This is a genomic window from Streptomyces phaeoluteigriseus (assembly GCF_001896135.2).
Lineage (GTDB): Bacteria > Actinomycetota > Actinomycetes > Streptomycetales > Streptomycetaceae > Streptomyces > Streptomyces phaeoluteigriseus.
In genome coordinates this window covers 20234-42432 of sequence record NZ_MPOH02000018.1, presented here as the reverse complement: position 1 = coordinate 42432, position 22199 = coordinate 20234, and the positions used below count along the sequence as shown (strand labels likewise).

At 71.6% G+C, this 22199-nt stretch carries 18 protein-coding genes and 2 pseudogenes; 9 read left to right on the top strand and 11 right to left on the bottom strand.

Annotation, left to right across the window (positions count from 1 at the left end):
* Positions 1-15 precede the first annotated feature (15 nt).
* From rhaS to BM536_RS29335, 4 genes are all read right to left on the bottom strand, one after another.
* Entirely contained in the window at positions 16-1098 is a 1083-nt protein-coding gene (gene rhaS / locus BM536_RS29350) for a rhamnose ABC transporter substrate-binding protein (protein ID WP_073491414.1), read from the bottom strand.
* Positions 1099-1169: 71 nt separating this feature from the next.
* On the bottom strand, positions 1170-2192 hold the full coding sequence (locus tag BM536_RS29345) for an ABC transporter permease (protein ID WP_073491413.1): 1023 nt from the start codon (positions 2190-2192) through the stop codon (positions 1170-1172).
* Entirely contained in the window at positions 2185-3222 is a 1038-nt protein-coding gene (locus BM536_RS29340; protein ID WP_073491412.1) for an ABC transporter permease, read from the bottom strand. Before BM536_RS29340 ends, BM536_RS29345 begins: the two co-directional genes overlap by 8 nt.
* Complete coding sequence (locus tag BM536_RS29335) at positions 3219-4736, bottom strand: sugar ABC transporter ATP-binding protein (protein WP_073491411.1); 1518 nt, start codon at positions 4734-4736, stop codon at positions 3219-3221. Before BM536_RS29335 ends, BM536_RS29340 begins: the two co-directional genes overlap by 4 nt.
* A gap of 297 nt (positions 4737-5033) precedes the next feature.
* On the opposite strand from BM536_RS29335, the gene rhaI reads away from it, so the two are divergent.
* The 6 genes and pseudogenes from rhaI (at position 5034) to BM536_RS45005 (ending at position 12733) form a co-directional block, all read left to right on the top strand.
* Positions 5034-6194, top strand: coding sequence for an L-rhamnose isomerase (gene rhaI, locus BM536_RS29330; protein WP_073491410.1), 1161 nt, complete (start codon positions 5034-5036; stop codon positions 6192-6194).
* Between the two features lie 115 nt (positions 6195-6309).
* On the top strand, positions 6310-8349 hold the full coding sequence (locus BM536_RS29325; protein ID WP_073491409.1) for a bifunctional rhamnulose-1-phosphate aldolase/short-chain dehydrogenase: 2040 nt from the start codon (positions 6310-6312) through the stop codon (positions 8347-8349).
* Positions 8350-8402: 53 nt separating this feature from the next.
* Positions 8403-9790 (top strand): annotated as a pseudogene (locus BM536_RS29320) (rhamnulokinase).
* Between the two features lie 77 nt (positions 9791-9867).
* Entirely contained in the window at positions 9868-10623 is a 756-nt protein-coding gene (locus BM536_RS29315; RefSeq protein WP_094103710.1) for a (Fe-S)-binding protein, read from the top strand.
* Positions 10620-12095 (top strand): annotated as a pseudogene (locus tag BM536_RS29310) (LutB/LldF family L-lactate oxidation iron-sulfur protein). Before BM536_RS29315 ends, BM536_RS29310 begins: the two are co-directional and overlap by 4 nt.
* Positions 12096-12313: 218 nt before the next feature.
* Positions 12314-12733, top strand: coding sequence for a LutC/YkgG family protein (locus BM536_RS45005; RefSeq protein ID WP_245873867.1), 420 nt, complete (start codon positions 12314-12316; stop codon positions 12731-12733).
* 7 nt (positions 12734-12740) lie between these two features.
* On the opposite strand, the gene BM536_RS29300 is transcribed toward BM536_RS45005, so the two are convergent.
* Together BM536_RS29300 and BM536_RS29295 are read right to left on the bottom strand one after the other, a co-directional pair.
* The gene (locus BM536_RS29300; protein WP_073491405.1) at positions 12741-14279 is read right to left on the bottom strand and encodes an FAD-dependent oxidoreductase; all 1539 of its coding nucleotides are present in this window, start codon (positions 14277-14279) and stop codon (positions 12741-12743) included.
* Between the two features lie 97 nt (positions 14280-14376).
* The gene (locus tag BM536_RS29295) at positions 14377-14961 is read right to left on the bottom strand and encodes a hypothetical protein (RefSeq protein ID WP_073491404.1); all 585 of its coding nucleotides are present in this window, start codon (positions 14959-14961) and stop codon (positions 14377-14379) included.
* 238 nt (positions 14962-15199) lie between these two features.
* Between BM536_RS29295 and BM536_RS29290 the strand changes: the two genes are divergently transcribed.
* Entirely contained in the window at positions 15200-16057 is an 858-nt protein-coding gene (locus tag BM536_RS29290; protein ID WP_094103709.1) for an AAA family ATPase, read from the top strand.
* Entirely contained in the window at positions 16054-17427 is a 1374-nt protein-coding gene (locus BM536_RS29285; RefSeq protein WP_094103708.1) for a VWA domain-containing protein, read from the top strand. The genes BM536_RS29290 and BM536_RS29285 overlap by 4 nt, the downstream gene beginning before the upstream one ends.
* Positions 17428-17459: 32 nt before the next feature.
* Here BM536_RS29285 and BM536_RS29280 read toward each other — a convergent pair whose 3' ends face one another.
* The 3 genes from BM536_RS29280 to BM536_RS29270 all read right to left on the bottom strand — a co-directional run bounded on the left by BM536_RS29280 (position 17460) and on the right by BM536_RS29270 (position 19700).
* Positions 17460-17819, bottom strand: coding sequence for a cupin domain-containing protein (locus tag BM536_RS29280; RefSeq protein ID WP_073491402.1), 360 nt, complete (start codon positions 17817-17819; stop codon positions 17460-17462).
* Between the two features lie 190 nt (positions 17820-18009).
* Positions 18010-18990: a pyridoxal-phosphate dependent enzyme gene (locus BM536_RS29275; RefSeq protein ID WP_073491401.1), complete on the bottom strand. Its 981-nt coding sequence runs from the start codon at positions 18988-18990 to the stop codon at positions 18010-18012.
* Complete coding sequence (locus tag BM536_RS29270) at positions 18987-19700, bottom strand: helix-turn-helix transcriptional regulator (protein WP_094103707.1); 714 nt, start codon at positions 19698-19700, stop codon at positions 18987-18989. The genes BM536_RS29275 and BM536_RS29270 overlap by 4 nt, the downstream gene beginning before the upstream one ends.
* 192 nt (positions 19701-19892) lie before the next feature.
* Between BM536_RS29270 and BM536_RS29265 the strand changes: the two genes are divergently transcribed.
* Entirely contained in the window at positions 19893-20711 is an 819-nt protein-coding gene (locus BM536_RS29265) for an SAM-dependent methyltransferase (RefSeq protein ID WP_073491400.1), read from the top strand.
* A 12-nt stretch (positions 20712-20723) separates the two neighbouring features.
* Here BM536_RS29265 and BM536_RS29260 read toward each other — a convergent pair whose 3' ends face one another.
* Together BM536_RS29260 and BM536_RS29255 are read right to left on the bottom strand one after the other, a co-directional pair.
* The gene (locus BM536_RS29260) at positions 20724-21647 is read right to left on the bottom strand and encodes a helix-turn-helix domain-containing protein (RefSeq protein WP_094103706.1); all 924 of its coding nucleotides are present in this window, start codon (positions 21645-21647) and stop codon (positions 20724-20726) included.
* Positions 21648-21780: 133 nt separating this feature from the next.
* Entirely contained in the window at positions 21781-22011 is a 231-nt protein-coding gene (locus BM536_RS29255) for a DUF397 domain-containing protein (protein WP_094103705.1), read from the bottom strand.
* Positions 22012-22199: the final 188 nt, after the last annotated feature.

Below are 22199 nucleotides of genomic sequence, written 5' to 3'. Positions count from 1 at the left end.
ACACCCCTTGGCTGCTCAGAAGTTGAACTGGTCGATGTTCTTGGCGTCGAAGACGGTCGGCTTGCCGAGGCTGATCACGCCGTCCTTGCCGATGGTGTGGCTGGTGCCGCCGGCGGTGAAGGTCTCGCCCTCCGCGCCGGTGATCTGGCCGGAGACCAGGGCCACGGCCGTCTGCGCGGCGAGCGCGCCGAGCTTGGACGGGTCCCACAGCTCGAAGGCGTCGACGGTGCCGTTCTTGACGTACTTGCGCATGTCGTTGGGGGTACCGAGGCCGGTCAGCTTGACCTTGCCCTTGTACTTGGAGCCCGACAGGTACTGGGCGGCGGCCTTGATGCCGACCGTGGTCGGGGAGATGATCCCCTTCAGGTTCGGGTACTCCTGGAGCAGGCCCTGGGTCTGCTGGAAGGACTGCTGGGCGTCGTCGTTGCCGTAGGCGACCTTGACGAGCTTGATGTCCTTGTACTTCGGGTCCTTCAGCTCGTCCTTCATGAAGTCGATCCAGATGTTCTGGTTCGTCGCGGTCTGCGCGGCGGACAGGATCGCGATCTCGCCCTTGTAGCCGATCTGTTCGGCGAGCAGCTGCACCTCGGTGCGGCCGAGGTCCTCGGCGGACGCCTGCGAGACGAAGGCGTTGCGGCACTCGGGGTTGGTGTCCGAGTCGTAGGTGACGACCTTGATCTTGTTGCTCATGGCCTGCTTGAGGGCGGTGCACAGGGCGCCCGGGTCCTGCGCGGACACGGCCATCGCGTCGACCTGCTGCTGGGTCAGGGTGTTGACATAGCTCACCTGCCCCGAGGTGTCGGTGGCGCTGGACGGCCCGACCTCCTTGTAGCTGGATCCCAGCTCCTTGAGGGCCGCCTCGCCGCCCTTGTCGGCGCTGGTGAAGTAGGGGTTGTTGACCTGCTTGGGCAGGAAGCCGACGGTCAGGCCCTTCTTGGTGGCCGCGTTCGGGTCGGCCTTGCCGCCGGAGGCGGCGGCGCCGGTGCTCTCGCTCTTCACGTCCTCCTTGGTGGTGCCGCCGCACGCGGTGGCGGCGAGCGCGAGGGAGGTGACGGCGGCGAGGGCCGCACAGGTGCGGCTGAGGGATGACTTACGCATGGCGAAGGGTCCTTTGCGAGTACGAGGGGAGGCGGGGAGCGGATGAGGAGGAGCGGGGAGCGGCTGCGGGGTCATGAGGTCGGGGCGGGTGTCCCGGCCGGTGGTGGTGCCGACGCGGCTCGCCGGCCGGCCCGTGCGACCGCGATCTGGCGGGCGACCCGGGGGCCGAGCACGGAGAGGACGAGCAGGACGCCGGTGACGACGATCTGCGACTGGGCGGAGACGTCCTGGAGGCTCATCACGTTCTGGAGCGCGCCGAGGAGGAAGACACCGGCGATGGCCCCGCCGAGGGTGCCCTTGCCGCCGTCGAAGTCGATGCCGCCGAGCAGCACCGCGGCGACGACCGAGAGTTCGAGGCCGGTGGCGTTGTCGTAGCGGGCGCTGGCGTAGTGCAGGGCCCAGAAGACGCCGGTGAGGGAGGCCATCAGGCCGGTCAGCGTGAACAGGATCAGCTTCTGGCGCCTGACGCGGATGCCGGCGAACCGGGCGGCCTCCTCGCTGGCGCCGATCGCGAAGAGCGACCGGCCGAACGGGGTGGCGTGCAGGGCGACCACGGCGATCGCGAGGAGCACGACGAAGGGCAGGAGGGCCTGCGGGACGAAGGTGTCCCCGATGCGTCCGGCCGCGAAGTCCAGGTACTGGGTGGGGAAGTCGGTGACCGCGTCGGAGCCGAGCACGATCTGCGCGATGCCCCGGTAGGCGGCCATGGTGCCGATGGTGACGGCGAGCGACGGCAGCCCGAGACGGGTCACCAGCAGGCCGTTGACCAGGCCGCAGACCACGCCGAGCAGCAGGCAGACCGGGATGATCGCCTCGATGGTCATGCCCTGGTTCCACAGGGCGCCCATCACCGCGCCGGACAGGCCGGCCGTGGAGGCGACGGACAGGTCGATCTCGCCGGAGACGACCAGCAGGGTCATCGGCAGGGCGATCAGCGCGATGGGGAGCGTGTTGCCGATCAGGAAGGACAGGTTGAGGGCGTTGCCGAAGCCGTCCACGAGGGAGAACGACAGCAGGAGCAGGACGATCAGGAGGGCGCCCACGACGGTGTCCCACCGGATGGCGCGATTCACCAGGGACCCGGACTCAGGCATGGCGGGCGTTCCTCTTCTTCAGTGCCGACGCCACCCGCAGCGCGACCACGCGGTCGACGGCGATGGCGAGGAGGAGCAGGATGCCGTTGATGGCGAGCACCCAGACGGAGCTGACGCCGAGGGCGGGCAGCACGCTGTTGATGGAGGTCAGCAGCAGGGCGCCGAGGGCGGCGCCGTAGACGCTGCCGGAGCCGCCGGTGAAGACCACTCCGCCGACGACGACGGCGCTGACGACGGTGAGTTCGTAGCCGTTGCCGGTGCCGGAGTCGACGTTGCCGAACCGGGCCAGGTACAGGGCTCCGGCGAGGCCGGCGAGGGCGCCGCAGAAGGTGTAGGCGAGGAGGATCCGCTTGCGGACGGGGATGCCGGCGAGGCGGGCGGCCTCCGGGTTGGAGCCGAGGGCGTACAGCTCGCGGCCGCTGCCGAAATGCTTGAGGTAGTAGGCGGTGGCGATCAGGACGACGAGCGCGATCATCGCCAGCCAGGGCACCGCGGAGAGTCCGCCGGAGCCGAAGTCGACGAATCCCTCGGGGAGGTCGGCCGCGGTGATCTGCCGGGAGCCGACCCAGATGGAGTCGATGCCGCGGATGATGTACAGCGTGCCGAGGGTGACGACCAGGGCCGGTACCTGGCCGAGGCTGACCAGGAGGCCGTTGAGCAGGCCGAAGCCGATGCCGAGCAGGACCGCGAGGACGACCGCGACGACGGGGTTGCCGCCGTCCTGGAGGTAGACGCCGGCGGCGAAGGCGCTGATGCCGAGCGTGGAGCCCACGGACAGGTCGACGTTGCGGGTGATGACGACCAGGGACTGGCCGGTGGCGACCAGGACCAGGATCGTCGCGTTGAGCAGCAGGTCCTTGATGCCCTGCTCGGACAGGAACTCGCTGTTCCCGGCCTGGGTGATGCCGATCATCACCAGGAAGACGAGCAGGATGGCCAGTTCACGCATCTTGAGGACGCGGTCCACCAGGCGGGTGCCGCCGTCCTTGGACACCTCGGCGGCGGGGGCTTCGGGAGCGGTCACCGTCATGCGGCGGCCCTCCCCGTGGCTGCGGCCATCACGGTTTCCTCGGTGGCGTCGGAGCGGGGGATCTCGGCGGTGAGCCGGCCCTCGTGCATCACCAGCACGCGGTCGGCCATGCCGAGGATCTCGGGCAGGTCGGAGGAGATCATCAGGACGGCGACCCCGTCGGCGGCCAGCTCGGACAGCAGCCGGTGCACCTCGGCCTTGGTGCCGACGTCGATGCCGCGGGTGGGCTCGTCGACGATGAGCACCTTGGGCCCGGTGGCCAGCCACTTGGCGAGGACGACCTTCTGCTGGTTGCCGCCGGAGAGCGTGTTGACGGTGTCGGCGATCCGGGCGTACTTCACCTGGAGCCGGACCGCCCAGTCGAGGGAGCGGCTGCGCTCGGCGCCGCGGTCCATCAGGCCGGCCCGCACGGTCGTACGGAGTCCGGTCAGGCCAATGTTGCGCTCGATGGACATGTCCATCACCAGGCCCTGGGCACGCCGGTCCTCGGGGACCAGGGCGAGGCCCGCGGCCATGGCGGTGGAGGGGGCGCCGTTGGTGAGCCCGCGGCCGCCGACCTCCACCTCGCCGGCGTCCCAGCGGTCGATGCCGAACACGGCGCGGGCGACCTCGGTGCGCCCGGCGCCGACCAGGCCGGCGAGGCCGACGATCTCGCCGCGCCGGACCTCGAAGGAGACGTCGGTGAAGACGCCCTCGCGGGTCAGCCGGCGGACGCTGAGGGCGACCTCGCCCGGCTCGACGTGCTGCTTCGGGTACAGCTCGGCGAGGTCGCGGCCGACCATCCGGCGGACCAGGTCGTCCTCGGTCATGCCGTCGAGGGGTTCGCTGGCGATCCGGGCGCCGTCGCGCAGGGTGGTGACCCGTCGGCAGATCTCGAAGATCTCCTCCAGCCGGTGCGAGATGAACAGCACGGCCGCGCCCTGGTCGCGCAGGGTGCGCACCACCTTGAAGAGGCGGGCGACCTCGCTGCCGGTGAGGGCTGCGGTCGGCTCGTCCATGATCAGGACACGGGCGTCGAAGGAGAGCGCCTTGGCGATCTCGACGATCTGCTGGTCGGCGATGGACAGCCCGCGTGCCGGGCGGTCGGGGTCGAGGTCGACGCCCAGGCGCCGCATCAGGGCGGTGGTCGCCTCGTGGGTGGCCCTGTGGTCGATGCGGCCGAAGGCCCGCCGTGGCTGGCGGCCCATGAAGATGTTCTCGGCGATCGAAAGGTCGGGGAAGAGCGTGGGCTCCTGGTAGATGACGGCGATACCGGCGTCGCGGGCGTCGCCGGGGCCGTGGAAGACGACGGACTCGCCGTCGAGCAGCACCTGACCGGCGTCCGGTCGGTGCACTCCGGCGAGCGTCTTGATGAGGGTCGACTTGCCCGCGCCGTTCTCGCCGGCGAGTGCGTGCACCTCGCCGGCGAACAGCTCCAGGGAGACGCCCCGCAGAGCGCGTACGGCGCCGAAGGACTTGGAAACGTCCCTGAGTGCCAGCACCGGGGCTCGTCCCGTGTCGGACGGGTGGGTCATGGATGGCTCCTCGACGACGTCCGCCGAACAGTCCCCTGAGGGCCGCCACGGCGTCGTGAAAGGTTTCAACTGGATTGCCGGGACGTTAGGCACGACGCCCATGTCGCGTCAATGGGTCCGTCTCGAAAAGTTTTCGATAGTCGAAGGTCACGCGTCGGTCACGGACGGTGGGCCTGGACAGAGGGGTTGACACACCCCCGGCAGGCTCATAGCTTCCCGTTCTGAATCGTTTCACCCGGAAGCCTTTCCGGAAGCCGTTCAGGTTGTCCTTCCGGACCGATGTCACAGGAGCCCCAAGTGACCGACCTCGCCGCGGTGAAGGCCGCGCTGAAGACCCAGGCCGTAGAGACGCCGTCGTGGGCGTACGGGAACTCGGGCACCCGCTTCAAGGTGTTCGCCCAGGAGGGCGTGCCGCGCACCCCGCAGGAGAAGCTCGACGACGCCGCGAAGGTGCACGAGTTCACCGGCGTCGCCCCGACCGTGGCCCTGCACATCCCCTGGGACAAGGTGGAGGACTACTCCGCACTTGCGAAACATGCCGAGGACCGGGGGGTGAAGCTGGGAACCATCAACTCCAACACCTTCCAGGACGACGCCTACCGGCTGGGCAGCATCTGCCACCCCGAGGCCGCCGTCCGCCGCAAGGCCGTCGACCACCTCCTCGAGTGCGTCGACATCATGGACGCGACCGGCTCCGCCGATCTCAAGCTGTGGTTCGCCGACGGCACGAACTATCCCGGCCAGGACGACATCAGGGCCCGGCAGGACCGGCTGTCCGAGGGCCTGGCCGAGGTGTACGAGCGGCTCGGGGACGGGCAGCGGATGCTGCTGGAGTACAAGCTCTTCGAGCCGGCGTTCTACACGACCGACGTGCCGGACTGGGGCACCGCCTACGCCCACTGCCTCAAGCTCGGGCCCAGGGCGCAGGTCGTCGTCGACACCGGACACCACGCGCCCGGCACCAACATCGAGTTCATCGTGGCCACGCTGCTGCGCGAGGGCAAGCTCGGCGGGTTCGACTTCAACTCGCGCTTCTACGCCGACGACGACCTGATGGTGGGATCGGCCGACCCGTTCCAGCTGTTCCGGATCATGTACGAGGTCGTCCGGGGCGGCGGGTTCGACTCCGACGTGGCGTTCATGCTCGACCAGTGCCACAACATCGAGGCGAAGATCCCGGCGATCATCCGGTCCGTGATGAACGTGCAGGAGGCCACGGCGAAGGCTCTGCTGGTCGACCGGTCGGCGTTGGCCGCGGCGCAGGCGTCCGGCGACGTGCTGGAGGCGAACGCGGTGCTGATGGACGCGTACAACACCGATGTACGGCCGCTGCTGCGTGAGGTGCGGGGCGAGATGGGGCTGGACCCCGAGCCCCTCAAGGCGTACAAGGCGTCCGGGTGGGCCGAGAAGATCACCGCTGAGCGGGTGGGAGGGGAACAGGCCGGTTGGGGCGCGTGAGCGTCTGCCTTCGCCTGTCCGTCTCGGACTGCGGGTCCGTTGTGGCTGGTCGCGCAGGTCCCCGCGCCCCTGAAGTAAGTGCACTCGCCCTCCGTCAAGTAAGGACTGAAGGTTCATGACCACCCATCCCGAAGCCGCCGCTCTCGTCGCCCGGTCGCACCGGCTCGGCGCTGATCCCCGGAACACCAACTACGCCGGCGGCAACACGTCCGCCAAGGGCACCGACACCGATCCCGTCACCGGTGGGGATGTCGAGCTGATGTGGGTGAAGGGGTCCGGTGGCGACCTCGGGACCCTCACCGAGGCGGGGCTGGCCGTGCTGCGGCTGGACCGGCTGCGGGCGCTCGTCGACGTCTATCCGGGCGTCGAGCGCGAGGACGAGATGGTCGCCGCGTTCGACTACTGTCTGCACGGCAAGGGCGGCGCCGCGCCGTCCATCGACACCGCCATGCACGGCCTCGTGGACGCCGCCCACGTCGATCATCTGCACCCGGACTCCGGGATCGCGCTCGCCTGCGCCGCCGACGGGGAGAAGCTGACCGCCGAGTGTTTCGGGGACGGCGTGGTGTGGGTGCCGTGGCGACGGCCCGGTTTCCAGCTGGGGCTGGACATCGCCGCCGTGAAGGCGGCCAACCCACAGGCCGTCGGCTGCGTCCTCGGCGGGCACGGGATCACCGCCTGGGGAGACACCGCCGAGGAGTGCGAGCGCAACTCGCTGCACATCATCCGCACCGCGGAGGCGTTCCTGGCGGAACGGGGCAAGGCCGACCCGTTCGGGCCCGTCGTCGAGGGCTACGGGGCGCTGCCCGAGGGTGAGCGCCGGGAGCGGGCCGCCGCCCTCGCGCCGTACGTGCGGGCGATCGCCTCGCAGGACCGGCCGCAGGTCGGGCACTTCGACGACTCCGGCGTCGTCCTGGACTTCCTGGCCGCCGCCGAGCACCCGCGGCTGGCCGCGCTCGGCACCTCCTGCCCGGACCACTTCCTGCGGACCAAGGTGCGGCCCCTCGTCCTGGATCTGCCGCCCACCGCCACGGTGGAGGAGGCGGTCGCGCGGCTCAAGGAGCTGCACACCGCCTACCGTGAGGAGTACGCCGCCTACTACCGGCGCCACGCCGAGCCCGGCTCCCCCGCGATGCGCGGCGCCGACCCGGCGATCGTGCTGGTGCCGGGCGTGGGCATGTTCTCCTTCGGCAAGGACAAGCAGACCGCCCGGGTGGCCGGCGAGTTCTACGTCAACGCGATCAACGTGATGCGCGGCGCCGAGTCGGTGTCGACGTACGCGCCGATCGAGGAGTCGGAGAAGTTCCGCATCGAGTACTGGGCGCTGGAGGAGGCCAAGCTCCGGCGGATGCCGAAGCCGAAGGCGCTGGCCACCAGGGTGGCGCTGGTGACGGGCGCGGGCAGCGGGATCGGCAGGGCGATCGCGCACCGGCTGGTCGCCGAGGGCGCGTGCGTCGTCGTCGCCGATCTGAACGCGGACAACGCGGCGGCGGTCGCCGAGGAACTGGGCGGACCGGACAAGGCCGTCGCGGTGACCGTCGACGTCACCTCCGAGGAGCAGATCGCCGAGGCCTTCCGGGCCGCGGCGCTCGCCTTCGGCGGGGTCGACCTGGTGGTCAACAACGCCGGTATCTCCATCTCCAAGCCGCTGTTGGAGACCTCCGCGAAGGACTGGGACCTCCAGCACGACATCATGGCCCGCGGTTCCTTCCTCGTCTCGCGTGAGGCGGCCCGCGTGATGATCGCGCAGGAGATGGGCGGCGACATCGTCTACATCGCGTCGAAGAACGCCGTCTTCGCCGGTCCCAACAACATCGCCTACTCCGCGACCAAGGCGGACCAGGCCCACCAGGTGCGGCTGCTGGCCGCCGAGCTGGGCGAGCACGGGATCCGGGTCAACGGGATCAACCCCGACGGCGTGGTGCGCGGCTCGGGCATCTTCGCGGGCGGCTGGGGCGCCAAGCGCGCGGCCGTGTACGGGGTGGACGAGGAGAAGCTGGGCGAGTTCTACGCGCAGCGGACCATCCTCAAGCGGGAGGTACTGCCCGAGCACGTCGCGAACGCCGTCTTCGCGCTCACCGGCGGCGAACTCACCCACACCACCGGACTGCACATCCCCGTCGACGCGGGTGTGGCGGCCGCGTTCCTCCGGTGACGGCCGTGAAGTCGTACGCCGCGGTCGACCTCGGCGCCTCCAGCGGGCGCGTGATGGTCGGCCGCGTCACCCCGGACTCGCTGGAGCTGGCCGAGGCGCACCGTTTCCCCAACCGGCCCGTGCGCGTGCCGGAGGGGCTGCGCTGGGACGTGCTCGGCCTGTACGCCGGGGTGCTGGAGGGGCTGCGGGCGGCCGGCCAGGTCGACTCCGTCGCATCGACAGCTGGGCCGTGGACTACGGCCTGCTCGACGCCGACGGGGCCCTGCTGGGCAACCCGGTGCACTACCGCGACGCCCGCACGGAGGGCGTCGCGGAGAAGGTGTGGGGACGCGTCCCGGCCGCCGAGCTGTACGCGGCGACGGGTCTGCAGTACGCGCCGTTCAACACGCTGTACCAGCTCACGGCGGCCCGCGAGAGCCGTCAACTGGCTTTCGCCCGGCGTCTGTTGCTCGTTCCCGATCTGCTGTCGTACTGGCTGACCGGCGAGCAGGGCACCGAGCTGACCAACGCCTCCACCACCCAGCTGATCGATCCCCGGACCCGCGACTGGGCGTACGACCTCGCCGCGCGGCTGGACATCGACCTCGGCCTGTTCCCGCCGCTGCGGCGGCCCGGGGACGCCGCCGGGATGCTGCGGGCGGCGGTGCTGGAGGAGACCGGGCTGACCGGGCCCGTGCCGGTGACGGCCGTCGCGTCGCACGACACGGCGTCCGCGGTCGCCGCCGTACCGGCGACGGGCGAGCGCTTCGCCTACATCTGCACCGGCACCTGGTCCCTGGCCGGCCTGGAACTGGACGCGCCCGTCCTCACCGAGGACAGCCGCGCCGCCAACTTCACCAACGAGCTGGGGCTGGACGGCACGGTCCGCTACCTCCGCAACATCATGGGGCTGTGGCTGCTCCAGGAGTGCGTGCGGGCCTGGGGCGACCCGGAGCTCGGCGGGCTGCTGCGCGACGCCGCCGCGGTGCCGGCGCTGCGGTCGGTGGTGGACGCCGGGGACGCCGCGTTCCTGGCACCGGGCCGGATGCCGGAGCGGATCGCCGAGGCGTGCCGCGCCTCCGGGCAGCCGGTTCCGGGCACGCCCGCCGAGGTGACCCGTTGCATCCTGGACTCCCTCGCACTCGCCCACCGGCGGGCCGTCGAGGACGCCCAGCGGCTGGCCGGTCACCCCGTCGACGTCGTGCACATCGTCGGCGGCGGCACCCGCAACGCGCTGCTGTGCCAGCTCACCGCCGACGCCTGCGGGCTGCCGGTGGTGGCCGGCCCGACGGAGGCCGCCGCGCTGGGCAACGTCCTCGTGCAGGCCGGGGCGCACGGTCTGGTCGGCGACCGGCACGCGATGCGCGGGCTGCTCGCCAGGACCCAGCCCCTGACGCGCTACGAACCGCAGGGCGGGACCGGGCGCTGGCGGGACGCGCAGGCCCGGCTCGCCACGCGCTGAGCGAGCCGGGGCCTCCCCGCGGTCCGGCCGCCGGACTACCCTGCCACCCATCCGATGATCAACCCCGAGGAGCCGCGATGCGTGTCGCACTGTTCCTGACCTGTGTCAACGACACGCTGTATCCGGACACCGGCCGCGCCGTGGTGAGTCTCCTGACCAGACTGGGTGTCGAGGTCGACTTCCCGATGGCCCAGACCTGCTGCGGGCAGGCCCACTACAACACCGGTTACCGCCACGAGGCCGAACCCCTCGCCCGCCACTTCTCCGACGTCTTCGGGGGGTACGAGGCGATCGTGACGCCCTCGGGGTCCTGCGGGGCGATGGTGCGCGAGCTGTATCCGCGGATGGGCGAGCGGGCGCGGGCCGAGGGGCGCGGCGACACCCTCGCCGCGACCCTGGCGCCGGTGGTGCCGAAGACGTACGAGCTGACCGAGTTCCTCGTCGACGTGCTCGGCGTGACGGACGTCGGGGCGTACTACCCGCGCACGGTGACCTACCACCCGACCTGTCACGGGCTGCGCGGCCTCGGCCTCGGGGAGCGGCCCCGGCGGCTGCTCCGGGCCGTGCGGGGGCTGGAGCTGGTCGAACTGCCCGGCGCCGACGAGTGCTGCGGCTTCGGCGGGACCTTCGCGGTGAAGAACGCCGACGTCTCCGCCGCGATGGGCGCGGACAAGGTGCGCAACGCCGAGTCGACGGGCGCGGACGTCCTGTGCGCGGCCGACAACTCGTGTCTGATGCACATCGGCGGGACCATGACCCGGCTCCGGTCGGGCCTGCGGCCGGTGCACATCGCGGAGATCCTGGCGAGCACGGAGGAGGAACCGGCCGTATGAGCGGAACGTTCGTCGGGATGCCGGCGTTTCCGAAGGCCGCCCACGAGGCGGTCGGCAACCCGACGCTGCGCGGGAACCTGCGGCACGCCACCCACACCATCCGCGGAAAGCGCGCGAAGGCGGTCGCGGAGGTCTCCGACTGGGACCGGCTGCGGGAGGCCGGCAAACAGATCAAGGACCACACGCTCCGCCATCTCGACCGCTATCTGGTGCAGTTGGAGGAGTCGGTCACGGCGGCGGGCGGCATCGTCCACTGGGCGGCCGACGCGACGAGGCCAACCGGATCGTCACCGAACTGGTCAAGGAGACCGGCGAGTCGGAGGTCGTGAAGGTCAAGTCCATGGCCACGCAGGAGATCGGGCTCAACGAGGCACTCGAAGCCGAGGGCATCCGCGCCTACGAGACGGACCTCGCCGAGCTGATCGTGCAGTTGGGCAAGGACCGGCCCTCGCACATCCTCGTCCCCGCCATCCACCGCAACCGCGGGGAGATCCGGGACATCTTCGCCCGCGAGATGGGCGAGTGGGGGCGTCCGGCGCCCGAGGGCCTGACGGACACGCCGGCCGAACTCGCCGACGCCGCCCGGCTGCACCTGCGCGAGAAGTTCCTGCGGGCCAAGGTCGGCATCTCCGGCGCCAACTTCATGGTCGCCGAGACCGGCACCCTCGTGGTCGTCGAGTCCGAGGGCAACGGGCGGATGTGCCTCACCCTCCCCGAGACGCTGATCTCGGTCGTCGGCATCGAGAAGATCGTGCCGACCTGGCGCGACCTGGAGGTGTTCCTCCAGACCCTGCCCCGCTCCTCCACCGCCGAGCGCATGAACCCCTACACCTCGACGTGGACGGGTACGACGGACGGCGACGGGCCCTCGGCCTTCCACCTGGTCCTCCTCGACAACGGCCGCACCGACACCCTCGCCGACGAGGTCGGCCGCCAGGCCCTGCGCTGCATCCGCTGCTCCGCCTGCCTCAACGTCTGCCCCGTCTACGAACGCGCCGGCGGCCACGCCTACGGCTCCGTCTATCCGGGGCCCATCGGCGCGATCCTCAGCCCACAACTCCGGGGCACCCAGAGCGAGATCGACGCCTCGCTGCCGTACGCCTCCTCGCTGTGCGGCGCCTGCTACGAGGTGTGCCCGGTCGCGATCGACATCCCGGAGGTGCTGGTGCACCTGCGCGAACGGGTCGTCCAGGGCGGGCCGGTGACGCGCGAGGGCAACAAGGTGGTGCTGAAGCCGGCCAAGGGACATGCCGCCGAGCGGGCCGCGATGCGGGCGGCCCGGTGGGCGTTCAGCCACCCGGGCGCCTGCGCACCGGCAGCGGCTCGCGTCCCGCACCCGCCGGCTGCATCCGCGCTCCCTGCCGGGCCCCGGCAGGGCGTGGAGCGCCTCACGCGACCTCCCGGCCGTGCCGGCGGAGCCCTTCCGCGACTGGTGGCAGCGCACACACGGCGGAAAGGACGGTGCCAGGTGAGCAGCAGGGAACGGATCCTGGGCAGGGTGCGGCGCGCGCTGGCCGACGTGCCGGGGGACGAGCCGTCGTACGAGGAGGCGGTCGGCCGGGACTATCTGCGTGAGCACGGAGACCGGAGCGTCGAGGAGACGGTCGATCTGCTCGCGGAGAACCTGGCGGACTACCGGGCGATCGTGCACCGCTGCACGGCGGACGACCTCGCGGCGACGCTCGCCGGCATGCTGGCGGCGCGGGGCGCGAGGACGGTGCTCGTACCGCCGGGGCTGGACCCCGGATGGCTGGCGACCACCGACGCCGAGCGTGTCGCGGACACCGCCGGGAGCACGCCGTACGAACTCGACCGCGTCGACAGCGTCGTCACGGCGTGCGCGGTGGCGGTGGCCGAGACCGGCACGATCGTCCTGGACTGCTCCCCCGACCAGGGCCGCCGCCGCATCACCCTCGTCCCCGACCATCACATCTGTGTCGTACGCGTCCCCGACCAGGTGGTCTCGTCCGTGCCGCAGGTCATGGAACGGCTCGACCCGGCCCGCCCGTTGACGTGGATCTCCGGTCCCTCCGCGACCAGCGACATCGAACTCGACCGGGTGGAGGGCGTACACGGCCCGCGTACGCTGGAGGTCATCCTGGTCGGCTGAGCGGAGGTCACAACTCCTTCCGCTCCAGGGGCTTTTGCGCCGGCCCCTGCACGACCTTGCCGTCTACGTCGAAGCGGGAGCCGTGGCACGGGCACTCCCAGGCCTTCTCGGCGCGGTTGAACGCCACCAGACAGCCCATGTGCGTGCAGCGCGCGGAGAGGGCGTGGAGCTGTCCGGCCTCGTCGCGGTGGACGGCGCAGCGCTCCCCGGCGACGCGGACGACCGCACCGTCGCCGGGGGCGATCTCGTCCACCCCCGAACCGGTCCCCGTGGGCAGCCGGTCCCCCACGAAGTGCCGGGCCACGTCGGCCTGGTGCTTGAGGAAGGCGGCGCCCTCGCGGACGACGGAGGCGATACGGCGGGGGTCGTAGAGGTCGTTCCAGGGGCAGTCGCGGCCGGTGATGCGGTCGCTGAGCAGCCGGCCCGCCATGATGCCGTTGCTGAGGCCCCAGCCGCCGAAGCCGGTGGCCACGTACACGTTCCTGCTGCCGGGGTGCAGGGGCCCGACGAGGGGGACGGAGTCGGTGGAGTCGTTGTCCTGCGTGGCCCAGCGGTGGGTGAACGTCAGGTCGCCGAAGTGCCCGGTGGCCCAGTCCGCGAGCTTGCCGAACCGTTCCTCGACGTCTCCGCCCGCGCCGGGGGTGAAGTGTTCGCCGGTCACGACGAGCAGCCGCCGGCCGTCGGGCAGGGGCGCGGTGCGCACCGAGCGCGTGTTGCGCTCCGGGGTGATGTACATGCCGAGCGGGGCCCGGCCGGCGTCGATCGGCGCGGCCAGCACGAGTTCGCGGCGCGGGGAGAGCCGGGTGAAGAGGAGGGCACGGTCGAAGACGGGGTAGTGGGTGGCGACGACGACGGCGTGGGCGGTCACCTTCGTCACGGACGCCGGGGACTCCACGGTCAGCTCGCACGGATCGCCCTCGTGGAGGTCGGTGACGCGGCTGTGCTCGTGGAGGGTGCCGCCGAGCCGCCGGATGGCGTCGGCGACGGCCAGGAGGTACTTGCGGGGGTGGAACTGCGCCTGGTCGGCGACCCGGATGGCGCCCGCGACGGGGAACGGCAGCCCGGTCTCGGTCACGAACTCGGCGGGCAGCCCCGCCTCGCGCGCCGCCTCCGCCTCGGCCTTCAGCAGGTCCGTGCGGGCGGGGTCCTCCGCGTAGGTGTAACTGGCCGTGTCCTCCCACTCGCAGTCGACGCCCAGTTCCTCGGCGATCTCGGCCGCGTGCCGGATCGCGTCCGTCTGGGAGCGGGCGTACAGCCGGGCGCCTTCGGGGCCCCGGGTGCGCCGCAGGTGGTCGTAGATCAGGGTGTGCTGGGCGCTCAGTTTGGCCGTGGTGTGGCCGGTGACGCCGGCCGCGATCCGGTTCGCCTCCAGGACGGCGACCGAGCGGCCTCGCCTGGCCAGCTCCAGGGCCGTGCTGAGCCCCGCGATGCCCGCGCCGACGACGGCGACATCGACGTGGAGCGGCTCCTTCGGAGGGGGTGCCGGATCGCCGGGCGGCGCGGTGTGCAGCCAGTACGACCCGTGGATGTCCGCCTGCTGTTCCATGAGCCCCGAGTGCCCGCGACGGGGCCGGTCACACGACCGGGCGGGGCGGGTGACGCCGGGGGCCGTCCACGGCGGGTCACCGCCTGCCGTCGTAGCCCTAGCTGTAGGTGATCGGGCAGCCGTGGCGCAGCGCGTACTGGGCGGCGCGCAGGTACACGGCCACGTAGAAGGCCGTGTCGAGGTCCTCGGCCCAGGGTCCCGGTCTCGCGGCGGCGGTCCTGCGCACCTGGTCCTCCATGAACCACAGGCTCAGTTCGAGGTTGGCGCCCGTCGCCGGTATCGCGTCGAGGGGCAGGCCGAGGACCGCGGCGAGCCGCTCGCCCAGGGCGAGGACCTGCGGGGCGCCGGCGATCAGCGTCTCGTCCGTGTAGGCGGAGCCGATGGGCAGCGGGATCGGCTCCTCCAGGGACAGCGGCACCAGGACGGTCCAGCCGTAGAGGGTCTCGCGCTCGGCGCCGGTCAGGTGGGCCCGGCAGAACGCGTCGAACCCCTTCATGGACGGGCTCACCTTCTCCTCGAACCAGCCGCCCCCGTCCCCGCTACCGGGTCCCGGTTCGTACGGCGGCAGTCCGCGTCGCCGCAGCTCGTCGTCGAGCGCCGAGGCGACGGCTCCGTGCCCGCCCGCCTCCTCGGACTCGCCGAACCATTCCCGCGCTTCGATGCTCACCAGGTAGACGCCCATGATCGCAAGGTACCGGGAGGCACTGACAGCGCGGACAGGACGGAGGGCCTCGGGCACCGGAGGGTGGTGCCAAGCCGCCGGCCGTCGATTCCTGGAACGATCCTGCCAAGTCGGAGGAGATCGGACGCGGCGGACCGGGAGACCACCTCGGCAGACCGGGTGACAAGCGTGCTGAACAAGCGCTTAGATAGCGCCGGGCCCACCTCGCCCTTTCCGCACCCGACCGCCGGAGGCCCCGATGTTCACGTCCGTCGACGATGTCTCCGCACGCCTCGCCGGGACCGGCTATCTGGCCTCCCCCTCCGTCGCCACCACCGTCTTCCTCGCCGACCGGCTCGGCAAGCCGCTCCTCGTGGAGGGGCCGGCCGGTGTCGGCAAGACGGAACTGGCCAAGGCCGTCGCCGAGGTGGCCGGGGCCCGGCTGGTGCGGTTGCAGTGCTACGAGGGCGTCGACGAGTCGCGGGCGCTGTACGAGTGGAACCACGCCAAGCAGTTGCTGCGCATCAGCGCGGGCCGCGACGAGACGTGGGACGAGGCCCGCACGGACGTCTTCAGCGAGGAGTTCCTCCTCCCCCGCCCGCTGCTCACCGCGATCCGCGGCGACGAGCCGACGGTGCTGCTGATCGACGAGACCGACAAGGCCGACGTCGAGGTGGAGGGCCTCCTCCTGGAGGTGCTCAGCGACTTCCAGGTCACCGTCCCCGAGCTGGGCACGATCACCGCCACCCGCCGCCCCTTCGTCGTGCTCACCTCCAACGCGAGCCGGGAGCTGTCGGAGGCGCTGCGCCGGCGCTGCCTGTTCCTGCACATCGGTTTCCCCGAGGAGGAACTGGAGCGGCGGATCGTCCGGCTGAAGGTGCCCGGCATCGACGCGGCGCTGGCGGAGTCGGTGGTCCGGGTGGTGGGCGCGCTGCGCGCGATGGACCTGCGGAAGGTGCCCTCCGTCGCCGAGACGATCGACTGGGCGCGCACCCTGCTCGCCCTGGGCGCCGACGCCCTCGACGAGGGCCTCGTCCGCGACACCCTCGGCGTGATCCTCAAGCACCAGGACGATGTGCTGAAGGCCGCGGCGAAGCTCGACCTGGACGCCGTGTGACCGGCACGACGGAGGTGGCGGCGAGGCTGACGGGCCTGGTCGCCGCGCTGCGCGCGCACGGCCTGCGGATCGGCACCGGCGAGACGGTGGACGCCGCCGAGGCGGCGGCCGCCCTGGGCTTCACGGACCGCGCGCTGCTGCGCGAGGGCCTCGCCGCGACACTGCTGCACTCCGCGGACCAACGGCGGGTGTTCGACACGGTCTTCGACCTGTACTTCCCCTACGGCGTCGGCGCACCCGAGGCCGGTGCGCCCGGCCCCGCGACGGCGGACCGGGACCACCTGCGTGACCGCCTCGCCGCCGCCCTCGCCGACAACGACGAGGCCCTGACGGCACGTCTGGCGATCGAGGCCGTCGACGGCCTCGGCGGATACGGGAGTTCACCGGGCGCGGACGGCTGGTCGGCGTACCAGACGCTTGAACGGCTGCGTCCGCAGACCCTGTTGGCACGGGTGCGGGACGACGTCCGGCGGCGGGGCGGGGCCGCCGGCTTCACCGACCGGCTGCTGGAGGACGAGGTCCGGCGGCGCATCGAGGTTTTCCGGAGGCTCGTGGTCGTGGAGGCGCGGCGGCGGGTGGCCGAGCGGCGCGGCCGGGACGAGATCGCGCGGCGGGCGGTGGCCCCGACCGCCGACCGGGTCGACTTCCTGTACGCGGGCCGCGACCGGCTCGCCGAACTACGGCGCACCGTGCACCCGTTGGCGCGCAGACTCGCCACCCGGCTGGCGGCGCGGCGGCGCCGGGCCTCGCGCGGTGCGATCGACCTGCGGCGCACGCTGCGCGGCTCGCTGTCGACGGGCGGGGTACCGATGCGTCCGGTGCTGCGCCGCCGGCGCCCGGCTCGGCCCGAACTGGTCCTGCTCTGCGACGTGTCGGGCTCGGTGTCGGGGTTCTCCGACTTCACGATGCTGCTGGTACAGGCCCTGCACGACCAGTTCAGCAAGGTGCGGGTGTTCGCCTTCGTCAACCGCGTCGACGAGATCACCGGCCTGCTCCGGCACGGCGCGGCCGACCCGGAGGGCCTCGGCGCCCGCATCCGCGCGGAGGCCACCCTGACGGGCTGGCACGGCAGCAGCGACTACGGCACCGCCCTGGGTGAGTTCGCGGAACGCTACGAGGCGGCGGTCGGCCCCCGCACGACGGTCTTCGTGCTGGGTGACGCCCGCACGAACATGGGCGACCCGAACCTGGCCGCCGTACGGCGGATCGTGGCGCGGGCGCGCCGGGTGCACTGGCTGAATCCGGAGCCGCGTCCGCAGTGGGGTACGGGAGACTCGGCCGCCCCGGACTACGCCGAGCTGGTCGCGATGCACGAGTGCCGCAATGCCCACCAGCTCGGCGCGTTGATCAGTCGTATCCTCCCGGTCTGATCCGCTCCCGTCCGGGTCCGCCCCGGTCGGCCTCAGTCCGCCTTCGCGTACTCCTGGGCCATCTGTCCGGCGAAGTCGTACGCCACGACCTGCTCGTCGCCGACCACCCAGGCGTCGTGGCCGGGTGAGCAGACGAACACGTCACCGGAGCCCACCTCGCTCTCGGCTCCGTCGTCCATACGGATGCGCAGCCGGCCCTGGACGATGTATCCGTTGTGGTGGACCATGCAGCTGTCGGTTCCCGCGATCGGCGCCACCGACTCGGACCAGCGCCAGCCGGGCTCGAAGGTCGCCACGGCGAAGTCGAGGCCCGTCATGTGGACGGCTTCGAGGTGTCCCCGCGGAAAATCACGTCGCTCGTCCGGCTTGTCGAGCGTCTTCACTTCCAACATGACGCTCCTCCTTCCGGCCGCGCCTCACCGCGGCCGGGGCCGGTCTCCCCGGCGGCACTGGACGTCACCGGTGGGGGCCGGTCCCCACACGTTCATCCTCCGCCCGCGACCCGGGCTGCGCCATTCGGGTGAACCGGCCGGCGGACAGGCCAGCGGACCGGACGCCGTACCGGCAGCGCGTTCGGCGTCCTCAGGCGCCGTCGCCGCAGAGCCGCGCGAAGCGTTCCGCGTCGATGTTGCCGCCCGAGACGATCACGCCGACCCGGCGCGGCAGGGTTCCCGCCCGACCGGAGAGCAGGGCGGCCAGCGGGGTGGCACCGCTCGGCTCGATCACGATCTTCAGGCGTTCGAAGGCGAACCGCATGGCCGCGCGGATCTCGTCGTCGCGGACCAGCGCGATCGCGTCCACCAGCCGCCGGTTCACCGAGAAGGTGAGTTCGCCCGGCGTGTGCAAAGCCTGCCCGTCGGCGATGGTGTGCGGCACCGGGATCTCGACGCGCCGGCCCGCCTCCAGCGACCGCCGGGTGTCGTCGCCGGCCTCCGGCTCCACGCCGACGATCCGGATGCCGTCGTACAGGCTCTTGGCCACCGTGGCACTGCCCGCGATCAGTCCGCCGCCGCCGACCGGCGTCAGCAGGGCGTCCAACTCCCCTACTTCCTCGAAGAGTTCGAGTGCGGCGGTGCCCTGTCCCGCCATGACGTGCGGGTGCTCGTAGGGCGGGATGACGGCCAGACCCCGCTCGGCGGCCAGGGCCTCGGCGATGGCGACGCGGTCGCCGCCGTAGCGGTCGTAGGTGACGATCTCGGCGCCGTAGGCCTCGGTCGCCTCCCGCTTGGAGCGCGGGGCGTCGTCGGGCATGACGATCACCGCGGTGGTGCCGAGTTCCCGGGCGGCGAGGGCGACGGCCTGGGCGTGGTTGCCGGAGGAGTAGGTGGCGATGCCGCGGGCGAGCTGCTCGGAGGTCAGCCGGGAGGCCGCGTTGTAGGCGCCCCGGAACTTGAAGGCACCGACCCGCTGGAAGTTCTCGCACTTCAGCAGGACCTCGGAGCCGACGAGCGCGTCGAGCGTGCGGGAGCGCAGGACGGGGGTGCGGTGGGCGACGCCCTCGAGTCGGGCTGCCGCGTCACGGACGTCGTCCAGGGTGATGACCGGCGGGGGTGTGATCGTCACGGGTGGGCTCCCTCGGAGGTGGGGTGCGGGCCGGGCGCGTCGGCCGCGCGGGCCTGGGACAGGTAGCTGTAGGCGGAGGCGCGGGAGATGCCGAGGCGGGCGGCGACCTGTTCGATCGCCCGGCGTACGGCGAACACGCCGCGTTCGTCGAGGGCACGGAAGAGAGCGAGGCGCCGGGGCCGCTCCAGCCCGGCCCAGCTCCGGTCGCGCGGCAGGTGGGTGTCGAGGAGCGAGTCGACGACGGAGTCGATGTCGTCGCCGAAGGTGGTCAGGGGTGTGTCCGCGGGCGGATCCCCGGCGCCGGCGAGTGCGGCGAGGAGGCTCTGGACGCGGCCGACCTCCGTGACGTCCACGTTGACGCAGAGGGCGCCGAACACCGTGCCGGCGGAGTCGCGCAGCACCATCGTCGAGGACTTGAGTGTCCGGCCCGTGCCGGTACGGGTGACGTAGTTGAGTTCGTCGTCGGCCTCGTCGCCGCGGGCGAGGACGCGCATGCCGATCTCGCTCATCGCCCCGCCGACGGTCCGCCCGGTCACCTCCCCGGCGACGGCGACCACGGAGGTCTCCGGGCGCCGGTAGTCGTGCAGCACCACCTCGCACACCGGCCCGAAGGTCGCCGCGATGCCGTTCACCACGGGTCCGAGGGCTCGCAGGATCGCGTCCCGTTCGACCTTGCGCGGGTCCTCGTCCGGGGTGTCCTGGACCACCATGCGGCTCCTCCTTCGTGCGCCTGCCCTATTAGACCATGATTCCATCGTCTGGACGAAAATTCCAGACCCTGTCCTGCACACCCGGCCGTCAGGGGAACCACGGATCCAGGGGTGGCATCGCCAATTGCCGTTTCCCTAGGATGGGTTGCCGACCCCGCCAGCCCTCGGCGTGGGCCCGGACTGGGGGAGAAGATGCAGCCAGGCAAGCAGCTGTCCACGTCGATCGATGCCACGGTTCCGACAGCCGCGCGCATGTACGACCACTATCTCGGCGGCAAGGACAACTACGCCGCGGACCGCGCGGCGTGCGAGGAACTCGACAAGGTCGTCCCCAGCACGCGCGCCCTCGCCCTGAACAACCGGCGCTTCCTGCAGCGCGTCGTGCGGACGCTGACACAGGAGTACGGGATCCGGCAGTACCTGGACCACGGCTCAGGCCTGCCCACGCAGGACAACGTGCATCAGGTCGCCCAGAGCATCGACCCGAGCGCGCACGTCGTCTACGTCGACAACGACCCGATGGTCCTCGTCCACGGCCGGGCCCTGCTGGAGCAGGACGAGCGCACCGCGGTCATCCACGCCGACCTGCGCGAGACCGAGGCGATCTTCACCCACCCCGACACCGAGCGTCTGCTCGACTTCTCGCAGCCGGTGGCCGTGCTGTTCAACTCGGTCTTCCACTGCATCCCGGACAGCGAGACCGACGGACCGCCGGCCGTGGTCCGCCGCGTGGCCGAGCGACTGGCTCCCGGCAGCTTCCTGGTGATGTGCCAACTGGTCAGCGAGGACCCGAAGGTCCGCGAGTTCGTCACGAACTTCATGGACCATGCGACCCAGGGCCACTGGGGCCGGGTGCGCCAGGAGAAGGACATGGCCGCCCTCTTCGAGGGTCTGGAGGTCCTCGATCCCGGCCTGGTGGAGGTCTCCACCTGGCGGCCCGACACCGAGGTGACGCCCCGCCAGCTCAGCCAGGAGTGGATCGAGTACGGCGGCGTGGCCCGGCTGCCCTGACCGGCACCGGGCTCACGGGGCCGGGCGGTAGCGGGTCTCCGCCGTCTCGCGCAGCAGCGCGAGGGAGTCACGGGGACTCAGGGCCTCGTCGGCCAGCCGGTCCAGCGTGACCCGGTACTCCTCCGTCTCGTCCTGGTCCTCCAGGAAGGTGGCGCTTCTGATCTGCTCGAGGTAGACGACATCGGGCAGATCGGAGCCGCCGAACCGCAGGTACGTCACCGGGATCGACGGCGCGGAGGCGTGGGTGACGTCCAGCGGCACGACCTGCACGGTCACATGGGGCAGCGCGGCCATCTTCACCAGGTGGTCGAGCTGCTGCCGCATCACCTCACGGCCGCCGAGCACGCGCAGCAGCACCGACTCGTCGACGACGGCCCACAGCTGCGGGGCGTCCGGCCGCTCCAGGAGCAGGGTGCGGCGCGTGCGCAGCTCCACCCGGCGCTCCACCTCGCGGACCGGCGCCGTCGGCAGGCCGCGCTCGACGACGGCCCGGGTGTACGCCGGGATCTGCAACAGACCCGGCACGTACTGGATCTCGAAGGTACGGATGGCGGTGGCCGCCTCCTGGAGCCCCACCAGACGGTCGAACCACTCGGGCATCAACCGCTTGTCGTAGCGCTGCCACCAGCCCGGCTCCCCCGCCCGCCGCAGCAACTGGAGCAGGACGGAGGCCTCGTACTCCTCGGTCCCGTAGAGCTTCAGGAGTGCGCGGACGTCGCCCTCGGTGGGAGGGCGGCGCCCCTTGCCCGCCTCGATCCGCGACAGCTTCGCCGGGCTGAACCCGACCGCACGCGCGGCCTGGTCCTGGGACAGCCGGGCGTCCTCACGGATACCCGCCAGCTGCACACCGACCAGCATTTTCAGCAAGGTCGGGGCGGGCTCGGCCCGGTTCAGATACGGTTCGAGGCGGGAGACGCGAGGCGACTCGGCAGACATCCTGACTCCCCGTTCTGGCTTGCGTTGACCGGCAGACGACAGACCTCATTGTCGCATCCGAAGGCCACCGACCGCACGCTGCAAGGGAATTGAGTTACTCCGTGCCGCCCCGAGACCAGGTGATCCCATGCCGTCACAGCAGGTGGTCGAACTCCCCGCCCTTCGCTCCGGCCACGAACGCCGCCACCTCGGCCGGCGTGTAGATCAGGGCCGGCCCCTCGGGGTCGCGGGAGTTGCGCATGGCGACCCCTCCCCCGTCCAGGACGGCCACCTCGACACAGTTGCCCTCGGCATTGCTGTGACTGCTCTTGATCCAGCGGGCGCCCAGCGTGCTCGCCGGGACTCCGTTCGGCACTGACGACACTGCACTCTCCTCGCTTCTTACGCGCAATTTCCCGTGAAATTGCACGAGGACATCGTCAGCGTGGATAATAGCCGTGTCGTCAACCGCACTTCTGCCGCCCCGTACTGACGTTGCCTCAGGGAGATGCCGTGTCATCACCTGCGCAGTTCCGGAGTCCCGAGTCCGTTCGCGACTCGCCTCGAACAGCC

Bases quoted from the DNA above. Each gene is read 5' to 3' on its own strand.
- BM536_RS29295 (WP_073491404.1), bottom strand. From the start codon at position 14,961: ATGGGCGTCTACCTGGTGAGCATCGAAGCGCGGGAATGGTTCGGCGAG.
- BM536_RS29315 (WP_094103710.1), top strand. From the start codon at position 9,868: ATGCGTGTCGCACTGTTCCTGACCTGTGTCAACGACACGCTGTATCCG.
- BM536_RS29325 (WP_073491409.1), top strand. From the start codon at position 6,310: ATGACCACCCATCCCGAAGCCGCCGCTCTCGTCGCCCGGTCGCACCGG.
- BM536_RS29260 (WP_094103706.1), bottom strand. From the start codon at position 21,647: ATGTCTGCCGAGTCGCCTCGCGTCTCCCGCCTCGAACCGTATCTGAAC.
- BM536_RS29280 (WP_073491402.1), bottom strand. From the start codon at position 17,819: ATGTTGGAAGTGAAGACGCTCGACAAGCCGGACGAGCGACGTGATTTT.
- BM536_RS29290 (WP_094103709.1), top strand. From the start codon at position 15,200: ATGTTCACGTCCGTCGACGATGTCTCCGCACGCCTCGCCGGGACCGGC.
- BM536_RS29335 (WP_073491411.1), bottom strand. From the start codon at position 4,736: ATGACCCACCCGTCCGACACGGGACGAGCCCCGGTGCTGGCACTCAGG.
- BM536_RS29345 (WP_073491413.1), bottom strand. From the start codon at position 2,192: ATGCCTGAGTCCGGGTCCCTGGTGAATCGCGCCATCCGGTGGGACACC.
- rhaS (WP_073491414.1), bottom strand. From the start codon at position 1,098: ATGCGTAAGTCATCCCTCAGCCGCACCTGTGCGGCCCTCGCCGCCGTC.
- BM536_RS45005 (WP_245873867.1), top strand. From the start codon at position 12,314: ATGCTGGCGGCGCGGGGCGCGAGGACGGTGCTCGTACCGCCGGGGCTG.
- BM536_RS29340 (WP_073491412.1), bottom strand. From the start codon at position 3,222: ATGACGGTGACCGCTCCCGAAGCCCCCGCCGCCGAGGTGTCCAAGGAC.
- BM536_RS29265 (WP_073491400.1), top strand. From the start codon at position 19,893: ATGCAGCCAGGCAAGCAGCTGTCCACGTCGATCGATGCCACGGTTCCG.
- BM536_RS29270 (WP_094103707.1), bottom strand. From the start codon at position 19,700: ATGGTGGTCCAGGACACCCCGGACGAGGACCCGCGCAAGGTCGAACGG.
- BM536_RS29300 (WP_073491405.1), bottom strand. From the start codon at position 14,279: ATGGAACAGCAGGCGGACATCCACGGGTCGTACTGGCTGCACACCGCG.